Origin of the sequence: Paraburkholderia fungorum (assembly GCF_046027215.1) — a bacterium.
GTDB lineage: Bacteria > Pseudomonadota > Gammaproteobacteria > Burkholderiales > Burkholderiaceae > Paraburkholderia > Paraburkholderia fungorum_D.
In genome coordinates, this window is record NZ_JAQQEN010000002.1 from 2,239,894 (window position 1) to 2,252,418 (window position 12,525).

11 protein-coding genes are annotated in these 12,525 nt (G+C 61.0%); 7 read left to right on the forward strand and 4 right to left on the reverse strand.

Annotation, left to right across the window (positions count from 1 at the left end):
* Positions 1–377: 377 nt before the first annotated feature.
* The 7 genes from PQR27_RS30475 (at position 378) to PQR27_RS30505 (ending at position 7,899) form a co-directional block, all read left to right on the forward strand.
* Entirely contained in the window at positions 378–878 is a 501-nt protein-coding gene (locus PQR27_RS30475) for a MaoC family dehydratase (RefSeq protein WP_408527285.1), read from the forward strand.
* A 167-nt stretch (positions 879–1,045) separates the two neighbouring features.
* Positions 1,046–2,452, forward strand: coding sequence for an MFS transporter (locus PQR27_RS30480; protein WP_408527286.1), 1,407 nt, complete (start codon positions 1,046–1,048; stop codon positions 2,450–2,452).
* Between the two features lie 6 nt (positions 2,453–2,458).
* Positions 2,459–3,886, forward strand: coding sequence for an MmgE/PrpD family protein (locus PQR27_RS30485; protein ID WP_408527287.1), 1,428 nt, complete (start codon positions 2,459–2,461; stop codon positions 3,884–3,886).
* On the forward strand, positions 3,883–5,046 hold the full coding sequence (locus PQR27_RS30490; RefSeq protein ID WP_408527288.1) for an acyl-CoA dehydrogenase family protein: 1,164 nt from the start codon (positions 3,883–3,885) through the stop codon (positions 5,044–5,046). The genes PQR27_RS30485 and PQR27_RS30490 overlap by 4 nt, the downstream gene beginning before the upstream one ends.
* Positions 5,043–6,233 (forward strand): CaiB/BaiF CoA transferase family protein, encoded by a 1,191-nt coding sequence (locus PQR27_RS30495; RefSeq protein WP_408527289.1) that lies wholly within the window; start codon positions 5,043–5,045, stop codon positions 6,231–6,233. Before PQR27_RS30490 ends, PQR27_RS30495 begins: the two co-directional genes overlap by 4 nt.
* Positions 6,234–6,279: 46 nt before the next feature.
* Positions 6,280–7,035 carry a GntR family transcriptional regulator gene (locus tag PQR27_RS30500; protein WP_408527290.1) on the forward strand — a complete coding sequence of 252 codons (756 nt, stop codon included), beginning with the start codon at positions 6,280–6,282 and terminating at the stop codon, positions 7,033–7,035.
* A gap of 36 nt (positions 7,036–7,071) precedes the next feature.
* Positions 7,072–7,899 (forward strand): HpcH/HpaI aldolase/citrate lyase family protein, encoded by an 828-nt coding sequence (locus PQR27_RS30505; protein WP_408527291.1) that lies wholly within the window; start codon positions 7,072–7,074, stop codon positions 7,897–7,899.
* Positions 7,900–7,930: 31 nt separating this feature from the next.
* Here the strand turns inward: PQR27_RS30505 and PQR27_RS30510 are convergent, their stop codons facing one another.
* The 4 genes from PQR27_RS30510 to PQR27_RS30525 all read right to left on the reverse strand — a co-directional run bounded on the left by PQR27_RS30510 (position 7,931) and on the right by PQR27_RS30525 (position 12,420).
* Positions 7,931–9,055 carry a porin gene (locus PQR27_RS30510; RefSeq protein ID WP_408527292.1) on the reverse strand — a complete coding sequence of 375 codons (1,125 nt, stop codon included), beginning with the start codon at positions 9,053–9,055 and terminating at the stop codon, positions 7,931–7,933.
* A gap of 162 nt (positions 9,056–9,217) precedes the next feature.
* Positions 9,218–10,570 carry an MFS transporter gene (locus tag PQR27_RS30515; RefSeq protein ID WP_408527293.1) on the reverse strand — a complete coding sequence of 451 codons (1,353 nt, stop codon included), beginning with the start codon at positions 10,568–10,570 and terminating at the stop codon, positions 9,218–9,220.
* Between the two features lie 105 nt (positions 10,571–10,675).
* Positions 10,676–11,581: an amidohydrolase family protein gene (locus tag PQR27_RS30520; RefSeq protein WP_408527294.1), complete on the reverse strand. Its 906-nt coding sequence runs from the start codon at positions 11,579–11,581 to the stop codon at positions 10,676–10,678.
* A gap of 41 nt (positions 11,582–11,622) precedes the next feature.
* A complete protein-coding gene (locus PQR27_RS30525) occupies positions 11,623–12,420 on the reverse strand; it encodes a class II aldolase/adducin family protein (RefSeq protein ID WP_408527295.1) in 798 nt (265 codons plus the stop codon).
* Positions 12,421–12,525 lie beyond the last annotated feature (105 nt).

The following is a 12,525-nucleotide window of genomic DNA, read 5'->3' on the forward strand; positions in this document are numbered from 1 at the left end:
AGCGACTTTCGGTGATTTCGAGGCCGCCGAGAGATCAGTTACACCGGGAAGCGATCCAGTTGCTTTAGCGATATTTAAGCCGTCGCAAGATGGCGAACGCTGCTTCGAGCTTGGGCCTCGCCAGCGCGCGCCGCCTTGTGGAAAAGGGCCTAAAGGCGATATCAAGCCTCGGGGCGCTGGCAGACGGCACTCAGCTGCCACCGAGGGTAAACCTTCCAACGTAGTCCACGCGTGGCTCAGCGGCCCTCTTGAAGGCGATTTCAGCCTCCCTTCCAAATCAGCCCTTGACTTTCACTACCCTGCCGACAATACTGAATTCATACTTTGTACGGACAAACACACAAACCCGTACAAACCATTCAGAACAGGAGACAGACATGGAGTCCGACGTCGCAGTAAAGACCCGCATCCGCGCCAGCTACGGCCGCTACCTCGAAGATTTTCAGGTAGGCGACATCTACGAACACCGGCCCGGGCGCACGATCACGGAAGCCGACAACATCCACTTCTCACTGCTGACGATGAACTTCCATCCGATGCATTGCGACGCTGCCTACGCCGCCAAAAGCGAGTTCGGCCGCCTGCTCGTCAATAGCGGTCTAACGGTCGCCGTGGTGCTGGGGCTCTCGGTGAACGACGTCAGCGGCAAGGCGATTGCCAACCTCGGCTGGAAAGAGATCCGCCTCACCGCGCCAGTGTTTTGCGGCGATACGATCTACGCGGAATCCGAAGTACTCGAAAAGCGCGAATCGAAATCCCGTCCGGGGCAAGGCATCGTCACTGTGCAGACCCGCGCGTTCAAGCAGGACGGCACGCCGATCATGGACTTTGTGCGTAGCGCTCTGGTGCCGACGCGTGGAAATGGCGTAGGCGACTGACACGCCTGCACGGCTCGAATCGCTGCGATACCGAGCCCACAACTCGTGCAGTCAGACAAAACAAACAGCAGCACACGGCGCCAACCTGTCAGCAAGAGCAGGCGGCGTGCGAATCCCGGCGGCGCCCGAACAACGCGCCGCCATGCGGCAAGCGCAAGCAGAGCCGCATGCACACCAAGGAGACAAAGGTGGCTATCGGTATCGTCAATTCGGGCGCGCGACTCGATCGCCTGCCTATCGCGTCCTTCCACTGGAAGGTTCTAGGGCTCATCAGCGCCGGGGCCTTTCTCGACGCCTTCGACATCTATCTCGCCGCTGGCGCGCTCGGCGCAATGGTCAAGTCCGGCTTCTCCGATCTGAAGCTGAATGCGCTGTTCATCTCGGTGACCTTTTTCGGCATGCTGATCGGCGCCGGTTTCGCCGGCTATCTTGGCGACCGTTTCGGGCGCCGTTCGTCGTATCAGACCAATCTGCTGATTTTCGGCATCGCGTCGATCGCCGCCTGTTTCGTCCCGAACATGACCTGGCTCATCGCCTTGCGGCTAATCATGGGCATCGGCCTTGGCGCCGAACTCGTGGTCGCAGCCGGGACCTTGTGCGAATTCATTCCGCCTGCTTCACGCGGAAGGTGGACCGCGTTGCTTGCGTTCATCATCAACTCCGGCTTGCTGGTGTCGACCGCGGTGGGTTACGTCGTCATCCCGCTTCTCGGCTGGCGCTATATGTTCGCGATTGCGGGCGTCGGCGCGATCATCGTGTGGGTCCTGCGGCATCGCATGCCTGAATCGCCGCGCTGGCTCGAATCCGTGGGACGCGCCGAAGAAGCCGAGGCGACGGTCTCGGCGATCGAGCAGCAGGTGCAGCGGCAAAAGGGGCCGTTGCCACCGGTCGGTCGCACCGAAAGTCTTGAAGTACCGAAAGCGCCCTTCTCCGCCTTGTTCTCGCACGCGATGCTCGGTCGCACGCTGGTCGCCGCCTTAACGGCAGTCGCGGTGAACATTTCCGTGTACGGCTTTGTCGCGTGGCTGCCGACCTTCTTCGTGAAGGAAGGGCTGACCATCGTGCAGTCGCTCGGCTTCACGACCTTGATGGCGTTCGGCGCGCCGGGCGGCGCGGTGATCGGCTTTCTGTGCGCTGACCGCCTCGGCCGTGCGCGGGGCCTCGTGATCTTCGCGGTCGCGACTATCGCAGTAGGCTTCGTCTATCCGACGATGCACGCGGGCTGGGCCATCAGCCTGGTCGGCTTTGTTCTGATCACGTGCATCTACACAGTCGCGACGCTCGGCCTCTTTGCCTACATTCCCGAACTGTTTCCCACCGAGTTGCGCTTGCGCGGTACCGGAACGGCGGGCGTATGCGGACGCGCTGCCTCAATGACGACGCCCTATTTCGCGGTGCTGCTCTACAACTCTTTTGGCGTCGCCGGCGTGCTGGCGATGGTCAGCGGCGTGCTCGCGTTGCTGGTGGTCGGCATTCTGTTGCTGCGTGTCGAGACCAACCAGCATGCGCTCGAGCAGATCTCGCCGAGCCTCGACACCGGTTCCGAGCCGATGCCCGCTACGCAGCAAGGATAAATCGACATGACTTCGCTCAATCCATCCGTCACGCTCTCCGATCAATACGCGCGCTTCGCGTTGAGCCTGCAACTGCGCGATATTCCGCGCGCCGTGCAGACGCGTGCCAAGCACCTGATACTGGACGCCGTCGGCATCGCGCTGGCATCGCGCGGCTATCCATATGCCGATGTATCGCTCGCGGCATTCTCGGAGCTTGGTAGCGGCAGCTCGCCGGTGATCGGCTTTGGGCGGCGTCTCGCTCTGCGCGATGCCGCAGTGATGAATGGCGTGCTGATTCACGGCCTCGATTTCGACGACACGCATTCTCGCGGCGTGATTCATTCGACGACCAGCGCATTGCCCTGCGTCCTGGCGCTCGCCGACCGTGACGGGATGAGCGGCGCCGATTTGCTCAGCGCCTATATCGTCGCGATGGAAGTATCGACTCGCATTGCGTCGGCCGCGAAGGGTGGCTTTCATCAGGCCGGCTTTCATCCGACGGGACTGGTCGGCGCGTTCGGTTGCGCGGTCGCCGCGGCGCGTTTGCTGCATCTGGATGAGCTTCAGGCTGCTCACGCGCAAGGCATCGTTCTATCGATGGCCGCCGGCAGCCTCGAATTCCTCGAAGACGGCGCTTGGACCAAACGCGCCCATCCTGGTTTCGCTGCCGCGTCCGGCATCACCGCCGCCACGCTCGCGAAGCACGGTTTCACCGGTCCGGGTTCGGCCTACGAAGGACGCTTCGGTTTGTACGCCAGTCACCTGGGCAAGCCGCTCGACGCCGCCGACCAGCAGCTTGCGATCGAAGGACTCGGCAGCGCGTGGCAAATCGACGAAGTCGCGATCAAGCCCCTGCCCGCGTGCCACTTCACGCACGCGGTGGCCGATGCAGCCATCGCGTTGCATCGCGAGCACCGTTTTTCCGCGGCCTCGCTCGACTCGATCAAGCGTGTAGTCGCAAAGGTGCCGCGTGAGACAGTCGAGATCGTCTGCGAACCTGTTGAGCCGAAGCGCAGACCAGTGACCAGCTACGACGCGCAATTCAGCGTGCCGTACATCGTCGCCACCGCGCTGCTCAAAGGCCGCTTCACGCTCGACGAACTCGAACCGGCCGCACTCGCTGATCCCGCCGTGCTGGCGCTGGCCGCACGCGTCGACTACGAAATCGATCCTGATACGACCTTCCCACGCCACTACACCGGCGAAGTCGTGGTGGAACGCAGCGACGGCACGCGCGTCGCGCATCGCGAGGCGATCAATCGTGGCTGCGCCGACCGCCCCGTCAGCAACGACGACATCGTCACCAAGTTCTATGCGAACGCTCAGCGCACGGTATCCCGTAGTGCCGCTGAACAGATCGCCCAGGCCGTTTTGCAACTCGACGAACGCCCGTCGCGCGCACTCGCCGATACGCTCGCCGGATCCACCGAATCTTCAAGGACGTCATCATGACCGCCACCGAACTCGACACGCTGGACAACGATCAACTGATTCTCGACATGCTGGACCGCTTCCTCGAAACCGAAGTGCGGCCCTATGTGCACAAATTCGATCACGACGACATTTACCCCCAAGAGATCGTCGAGAAGATGAAGGAGATGGGCCTGTTCGGCTGCATCATCGATCCCGAGTACGGTGGCCTCGGTTTGTCGACTCGCACGTACGCGCAGATCATCACGCGGATCGCGCGCGTGTGGATGTCGATCAGCGGCATCATCAACTCACATCTGATTCTCGCCATGCTGGTGCAACGCAACGGCACGCCCGAGCAGAAAAGCAAATACCTGCCGAAGTTTGCCACTGGCGAATGGCGTGGCGGCATCGGTCTCACGGAGCCGGATTGCGGCACCGATCTGCAAGCGATCCGCACTACGGCAAAACGTGTCGGAGACGAGTACGTCGTGAACGGTAACAAGACCTGGATCACCAATAGCAAGTACGGCAATACACTTGCGCTGCTGGTGAAAACGGACCCCACGACGGAACCGCGTCATCGCGGTATGAGCCTGCTGCTGGTGCAGAAGGGACCGGGCTTCGAAGTCAGTCGCCAGCTCGAAAAGCTCGGCTACAAAGGCATCGATACCTGTGAGTTGTCGTTCACTGATTTTCACGTCCCGGCCGATGCATTGATCGGCGGTGTGGAAGGCAAAGGCTTGCAGCAGATACTCGGCGGACTCGAACTCGGGCGCATCAATGTGGCCGCGCGTGGCGTCGGTATTGCGCAAGCGGCGCTCGAAGAATCGGTCAGTTATTCCCAGCAACGCAAGACCTTCGGCAAGCCGATCTGCGAGCACCAGGCGATTCAGTTGAAGCTCGGCGAAATGGCAACGCGCGTCGAAGCCGGCCGCCTGCTGGTGGACGCCGCCGCGCAGAAGTATGACCGCGGCGAGCGCTGCGATATGGAAGCCGGCATGGCGAAATACTTCGGCACCGAAGCCGCGCTGGAAAACAGCATCGAAGCCATGCGCATTCACGGCGCCTACGGTTATTCGAAGGAATACAACGTCGAGCGACTGTACCGCGATGCGCCACTGCTGGTGATCGGCGAAGGCACCAACGAGATGCAACGCATCATCATCGCCAAACAGCTGATCGAACGGAGTCCGGTATGAGTCTGCCCCTTTCCGGCGTGCGCGTGCTCGCCATCGAACAATACGGCGCTGGGCCGTTCGCGACCCAGCATCTCGCGGACCTCGGCGCGGAGATCATCAAGATCGAGCATCCGGGCAATGGCGGCGATGTGGGCCGAGCGGTCGGTCCGTATTTCTTCGGCGAAGGCGATAGCCATTTTTTCGAAGCCTTCAATCGCAACAAGTGCAGCTTGACGCTCGATCTGAAGAAGCCCGAAGCGCGTGCGGTACTGCTCGACCTCGTCGCGAAAAGCGACGCCGTGTTCAATAATCTGCGCGGCGATCTGCCGGTGAAACTCGGCGTCACCTATGACCAGTTGTGCGAGGCGAACCCGAAGATCGTCTGCGCGCATCTGTCCGCATATGGCCGTACCGGCAGCCGCGCGGCGTGGCCCGGCTACGACTATCTGATGCAGGCCGAGGCGGGTTATCTGTCGGTGACAGGTGAGCCCGATAGTCCGCCGGCACGTTTCGGTTTGTCGATCATCGATCTGATGACCGGCACGACCGCGGCGATGGCGCTGCTGGCCGGTCTCGTCGATGCGAAGACCTCCGGCAAGGGGCGCGATATCGACGTGAGCCTCTTCGATGTCGCGCTGCATAACCTCGCCTATGTCGCGACGTGGTATCTGAACGGCGGCGTGGTGACAGGGCGCGAGAACCGCTCGTCGCACCCGTCGCTCACTCCGAGTCAGTTGTACAAGACGCAGGATGGCTGGATCTTCCTGATGTGCAATAAGGAGAAGTTCTGGAGCGTGCTGGCGGAAGTGGTCGACAAACCGTCGTGGGTCACCGACCCGCGCTTCTCCAACTTTCAGGCGCGTCTGGCAAATCGCGATCTGGTGCAGACCGAACTGGACGCGGTGCTGTCGACGGCGACCACCGCGCAATGGCTCGAACGTTTCGGTGGTCGCGTGCCGGCCGCGCCGGTGTTAGACGTTCAGGAGGCGCTGGAGAATCCGTTCGTTGCCGAGCGCGAATGCGTGGTGAGTGCCGAGCATCCGCGCTTCGGCAAGATTCGCGGCGTCGCCGCGCCGGTACGGGTCGACGAGCCGCTGCCGATGCGCGCCGCGCCGGATATCGGTCAGGATACGCAGCGTCTGCTCGACGAGTTGGGCTATGGGGCAGAAAGGATTGCTTTGCTGCGGGAGGCGGGTGTGGTGCAATAAGGCCGGGCGGGTCACCGCCCGCTCCTTCACTTCATTGCACATCGAGATGGCCACAACGACAGTCCTTGGGCAACAGCCGCGCTACATGCAGCTGGCACAGACGCTCCTCAACGAGATTCAGGGCGGCCGGTTTCCTGTCGGCGCTCTGCTGCCCACCGAATTCGAGTTATGCGAGCAGTTCGGCGCCAGCCGCTTCACGGTGCGGCAAGCGATCAAGCAACTCGAACAGCGTGGCCTCGTCGACCGGCGGCCCGGCATCGGCACCCGCGTAAAGGCGACGCAGAGCGAGACCGCGTACCGTCAGGTGATGGAGCGTCTGAGCGATCTGCAGCGTTATACGGCCGATACCGAGCTGGAGATTGCGTCGACGCAAACCATTGATATCGACGATGCGGAACTGCGCGAGCGGCTCAACGCGAAGCCGGGCGAAACGTGGCTGCTGGCCGAAGGTATCCGCCATTCTCCCGGCAGCGTCGAGCCGATCTGCCACACCGAGGTGTACATCCACCCGGCGTTCCGGTCATTAGCGGGCTTGAGCGGCCGAACCCACGTGCCGATCTACACGCTGATCGAAAAGCAGTTTGGCGAGCAGATCACTGAAGTGCAGCAGGAAATCCGCGCGATCGCGATGCCAGCGAAACTTGCGCAGCGTTTGAACGCGAAGGCGCGCTCACCGGCGCTGTGGTTGTGCCGCAGATATCTGAACCGGCGCGGGCAACTGGTGGAGCTGACGATCAGTGTTCACCCGGCGGATCGCTACAGCTATTCCGAAACGTTTCAACTCGACTGGCACGCGAACTAGGCAGCATCAAGCCACGTGCTTCTGAAGGAGAGCAGCATGGACGCACGCAGTTATCTGTTCGTTCCGGGCGACCGGCCCGAGCGCTTCATGAAGGCGCTCGACACGGGCGCCGACGCGGTGGTGATCGATCTGGAAGACGCGGTCGCACCGGCCGCCAAGGAACATGCACGCGAGGGCTTGCAGCGCTGGCTGATGACCGCGGACCGCTCGCGGCTGATCGTTCGCGTGAATGCGGTGGGCACGCCCTGGCATGCAGCGGACGTGGCGATGGTTAGTCGCGCCGGCGCTGCGGTCGTGATGGTGCCGAAGTCCGACAGTGCGCCGCAACTCGCCGATGTTGCCGCACGGTTGCCGTCGCAGGTCAGGATCGTGGCGCTGATCGAGACCGTCGCGGGCGTGGTGGCAATGCGCGAGATTGCCGCGGTGCCCTCCGTTGCGCGCCTTGCATTCGGTACAGTTGATTTCTGTGGCGATGCCGGGATTGAAGGGCTGGGCGTCGAACTGGATTACGTGCGCTCGCAAATGGTGATCGAATCGCGCTATGCGGGGTTGGCCGCGCCAGTGGATGGCGTGACATTGGAACTCGACAACCTCGAGCGGCTCACTGAGCAGGTTGCGACTGCGCGGCGCTTTGGGTTCACCGGAAAGCTTTGTATTCACCCCAGGCAGGTGGACCCGGTGAATCGCGGGTTCGCTCCAAGCGAGGAAGAGCGGCGCTGGGCCGCACGGGTATTGGCCGCTTGCAGCGAGCACCCTGAGGGCGCGTTTGCCGTGGATGGCAAGCTGGTTGATAAGCCCATCGTCGATCGCGCCAGGAGGATTTTTGGGTTTGAAGCCAGACAGAATAGTGGTTTCGCCGCCTGAGATGATCGAGTGCTCGCAGTGATCTGCGGGATCAGAACGTGTGACGGATGCCGATCATAGCTGCGGTGGTCGACACGCCCGGCGCAACAGGCTGACCGTATACGATCGTCTGATTCATGGTGCCCTTGTTGTTGACGTATCCGACCTGCGCGTAGGCGAGGGTGCTCTTGGAGAGGCTATATTCGGCGCTCGCCGAGAATTCATCCGAGTGGTTCGTCGAATTGTTGCGGTCCTTCAGGTAATAGAAGTCCGATGTCACCCTGAGGGCCGGAGTGAACCTGTAGCCCAGACCCGCGGAGACCATCTCATAGTTGACGTGACCACTGTTCGCGGGATTCTTGCCGATGCCGTATGACGTCGACACGGAAAAATCGTGAAACGTATACATCGCACCCAGATAGTAAAAGCGGTTATTGTTCAATCCAGTCGGGACAGTTGTGGCAGAAGGGTTCGTATCGTGCCCGTTGTAGTACGCAGCGGCCAGGTTGAGGCCGTAGTTCGCGTACTTCAGCACGGCGGACTCGCGCGTTCCGCCTTGAAACTGGCCTGCTACGCCGCCGGGGGCATACTCCAGCGCGACGGATGCGCCATAGAACTTCGGTGACTGGTAAACCAATGCGTTGTCGTCCCACAGTGCGCCAATCGGGCCATTTGTACTGGTGCCCGGCCAACCCGCGGCCTGGTTCATGCCAAGCCACGCGGTCAAGATACTGCCGAAATATTGAGCGCCCCGTACGTCAGTTTCATACATCGCATAGATCATCGGAGTGATCTGCCGGCCCGCGTCGAAGGTGCCGAACGGACCCGACACGCCTACCGTCGTTTGCTGATTGAAGACCGCGGTGGCACCCGGCGCGCTGGCCAATCCTACCTTTCCGGTACCGCTATTGAACGACCCCTGCAGCCTGAAGTTGACCTTGTAGCCGCCGCCGATATCTTCAGTGCCTTTAAGACCCCAGATGCTCGAATAAACGCCGCCATCCTTGAACGCGAATACCTTTCCGGTGTTAGGCGCCTTCGGTGAGAACGAAGCTGCCGACGTGCTTTGATACAGCAATCCCGAATCAAGGGCACCATAAAGCGTCACCGACGACTGCGCGTGTGCTGCACTCTCCATAGCAACCAACGCGGCCGCCGTGATCCACTTTCTCTTCATCTCGTCTCCTTTTTCCTTTGTCGACGCCACTTGATATAGATGGCTTGAATTTTTGCGTTTATTTTGTAGTGTTAATTATTTTAGATGCTCTGCCCTGCCGGTCTTCAGTGGTGGATTTGTCGTAACGAGTTGGTGAAGTGGCGCTGGCTCAGAGGCCAACGCCTATCGGGAACTCGATCCGTCGTACGCGTGGGTGTCGCTGGCACTCCCCTTTCCGCTCGAGCGGCCGTGACCGATCAGGGTCACCACGGCCGCCGCGATGAACATCGGAATCGCAATGAGCAGAAAGTTCTGATAGCGGGGCAGCTGCAGCGCCATCAGTGCTCCGAACGCGATTGGCGCGAGTATCGCACCCAGTCTTCCCACCCCGGTGACCCACCCCACCCCCGAGGAGCGGATGGCGGGCGGGTAAAACTGTGCGGCATACGCATAGGTCAGCATCTGACCACCATAGGTCGAGGCACCAAGAAGGCCTGTCGCGACGTAAAGCCAGGTGACCGGAGCGTTGCTGCCCGATATGAGGATCGCAATGGAGGCGAGCAGGTAGAACGCGCACAGGACCGCCTTGATCGAAAATCGATCGGCGAGCAGGCCGGCGGAAACGCCGCCGAGGAGAGCGCCGACATTCAACGCAAGCAGAAGATTCAATGCCGACGTGAGGCTGTAGCCGGCATTGGTCATCATCTTCGCGAGCCACGACGCCAGTCCGTAGATGACGAACACGCACATGAACGAAGCAAGCCACAACATGATCGTGCTGGACAGACGGCCATCGCTGAACAGGAGGGCAACAGAGACATCGTCGTGCACGGGCGCCCCATTCCTGCGAGCTGGAACGTCAAAGCCATCGTCGGGCTGCATGTCGAAGCGGGGATCCAGGTGGCGCACGATAGCGCGCAATTCGACTACCCGATGGGCCCTGACCAGATGCGCGATCGACTCAGGCAGCAATCCAATCACAAACGGAACGACGAGGAGAGGCAATGCCGCGACGAAGAATACCGACCGCCAGCCATGCGCTTCTATCATCGTATTGCCAAGGACCGCTGCCAACATTCCGCCAATCGCAAAACCACTGAACGACACGGTCACCATGGTCGCCCGATACTTTCGCGGAGCAAACTCCGCGACGTGAGCCACGACGCACGGCATGACGCCACCAATTCCTATGCCGGCCACGAAGCGGACAATGCCGAACAGCGCGGCATCGTGGACGAGGCCGGTACACGCCGTCACGATACTGAAGAGGCCCACGCAGACGGCTATCGTCTTTCTGCGACCAACGCGGTCTGCCAGCATCCCTGCCGCAATTGCGCCGATCATCAGTCCAACGAAACCCGCACTCACCATCATGCCGGCCTGGGTCGGTGCGACGTGCAGGTCCTTCATGACTGACGGCAGGGCCGCGCCCATAATCGCGAGATCATAGCCGTCGGCGACGATGATCAGCGTACAGATCAGCAGGATAGTGGCGTGTAAGGCGCCAAACCGTGCGCCATCGGCGAATGCCTGCACATTCAACTGTCTCATCGTTGTCTCCTGATGTTTTTTATAGACTGCTGCACTGCCCGCCCGCCGTCTACACGCACGGGAATCTCTCTTCGTTTCCTGCCGCGATGGCTATTCCTGGCCAACAACGGGCGAGTCTGGAAAACCGTATAACCGATGGGCGTTGTCCGCGAGAATGGCGTTGCGAATCGCCTCGTCCGGTGCCCAGTCCGCGAGGAGATCGAGCAGGTTGCCGTCGTTCGGCATTGGCCCCCAATACGCAGGATGCGGCCAGTCCGAACCCCACACGCACCGGTCAGGTGCCGCCTCGATCAAAGCCTGCGCGAAAGGCACGGTGTCCGCGTAGTCCGGCGCGTCTGAGACGCGGTATGCGCCCGAGAGCTTGACCCACGCGCCGTCCGCCATCAGCTTGAGCATCAATTGCATGCCTGCCGACTCAAGTCCGTCTGACACTGCGAAATGCCCCATGTGGTCCATGATGTAGGGCACTCGCAACTTCGAAAGGCGCGACGCCACGGGGTCGAGTCGGCTCGTATCCGTGAGGAATTGCAAATGCCAGCCGAGCTCCGCGCAGAGCGCCTCGTAGCTATCCAAGTGATCGAGCCCGATGCCGCCACCGGACAAGGTATTGAGACGCAAGCCCACGACACCCGCCTCTTTCATTTTCAGCCACTCACGTTCGGGCAAGTCGTGCGGGGCTACTGCAATACCGCGCAATCGTTCGGGATACCGGCCGAGCATGTCCGTCAACAGACGGTTGTCCGTGCCATGCACGCTCACCTGCACGAGCACGGCGAAGGTCACGCCTGTCGCAGCGAGCATGCGAAAGTAGTCTTCTCCCGTTGCCGGCGGCGGCGTATAACTTCGGTTTTCAATCAGCGGGTACTCGGGCGGTGCGCCAATCACATGTGCATGCGTGTCGACTGCGCCCCATGGCATGCGCAAGCGCGTCGGCGCGCGCGGGTTCGGGTCTGGTGCGGGACACACGGCTAGCCTGTCAGGAACATTCGTGGTCATGGGTTCTTCCTTCGACATGGTCAATTGGGATTAACAGGCGTTCACTGGTCATACTGCGGATACCCGTTGTTTCGCTGCTCGGCTTCGAGACGGCGCAACATGGCTGGCCATTCAAGAATGCCGTAGGAGCGGATCTTTCCTGGCTGAAAGATGCTCGCCGTCCGTTCGATCACTTCCGGCGACGGCAGGTTGATGCTCGCGCCCGCGGCCATGAGATCTACCTGGGCCCGGCAGGACATTTCTAGCTGGTAGAGCAGATTGAATGCTTCCGCAGCCCTGGGGCCGCACGTAATGAGGCCGTGATTACGCAGGATCAGCGCGTTATGCAGTCCGAGGTTTTTGACGAGACGCTCGCGCTCACCCAGGTCGAGAACTGGGCCTTCATAGTCGTGATAGCCAACGTGTCCGTGAAACCTCATCGCATGCTGCGTGACCGGCAGCAGTCCGCACTTCATCGCCGAAACAGCCATTCCGGCACGCGTGTGCGTGTGGATGACACAGTTCATTTCTGGACGCGCGGTATGGATGGCGCCATGAATGACATAGCCGGCGGAGTTCAGACCGTACTGTGTGTCAGGCTTCCAGATAATGTTGCCTTCAACGTCGATTTTCATCAGGCTGGAGGCGGTGATTTCCTTGTACGTCATCCCGTACAGGTTGATAAGAAGATGCTCAGTTCCCGGAATCCGCACGGTAATATGGTTGTAGATGAGATCGCTCATCCCGTAGGCGTCGATAAGCCGGTAGCAGGCTGCCAGATCGACTCGCGCCTGCCATTCTTCCGCGCTGACTTCGTCACGGATGCATTTGAAGTCTGTCGGGTATTTGCGCTTGCGCACGTCTTCGTCGCTGGTATAGCCGGCTCGTTCCCGAATTTCGCTGAAGTCGGTTGGATGGCTCATGGTGTCAGTCCTCTCAATGGAAGTTTCCTGGCAAAGTCCGGT

What these genes read in the sequence shown, in the direction of transcription:
- PQR27_RS30495 (WP_408527289.1), top strand. Translation starts at nt 5,043, where the DNA reads ATGAGTCTGCCCCTTTCCGGCGTGCGCGTGCTCGCCATCGAACAATAC.
- PQR27_RS30485 (WP_408527287.1), top strand. Translation starts at nt 2,459, where the DNA reads ATGACTTCGCTCAATCCATCCGTCACGCTCTCCGATCAATACGCGCGC.
- PQR27_RS30505 (WP_408527291.1), top strand. Translation starts at nt 7,072, where the DNA reads ATGGACGCACGCAGTTATCTGTTCGTTCCGGGCGACCGGCCCGAGCGC.
- PQR27_RS30480 (WP_408527286.1), top strand. Translation starts at nt 1,046, where the DNA reads ATGCACACCAAGGAGACAAAGGTGGCTATCGGTATCGTCAATTCGGGC.
- PQR27_RS30510 (WP_408527292.1), bottom strand. Translation starts at nt 9,055, where the DNA reads ATGAAGAGAAAGTGGATCACGGCGGCCGCGTTGGTTGCTATGGAGAGT.
- PQR27_RS30500 (WP_408527290.1), top strand. Translation starts at nt 6,280, where the DNA reads ATGGCCACAACGACAGTCCTTGGGCAACAGCCGCGCTACATGCAGCTG.
- PQR27_RS30490 (WP_408527288.1), top strand. Translation starts at nt 3,883, where the DNA reads ATGACCGCCACCGAACTCGACACGCTGGACAACGATCAACTGATTCTC.
- PQR27_RS30520 (WP_408527294.1), bottom strand. Translation starts at nt 11,581, where the DNA reads ATGACCACGAATGTTCCTGACAGGCTAGCCGTGTGTCCCGCACCAGAC.
- PQR27_RS30475 (WP_408527285.1), top strand. Translation starts at nt 378, where the DNA reads ATGGAGTCCGACGTCGCAGTAAAGACCCGCATCCGCGCCAGCTACGGC.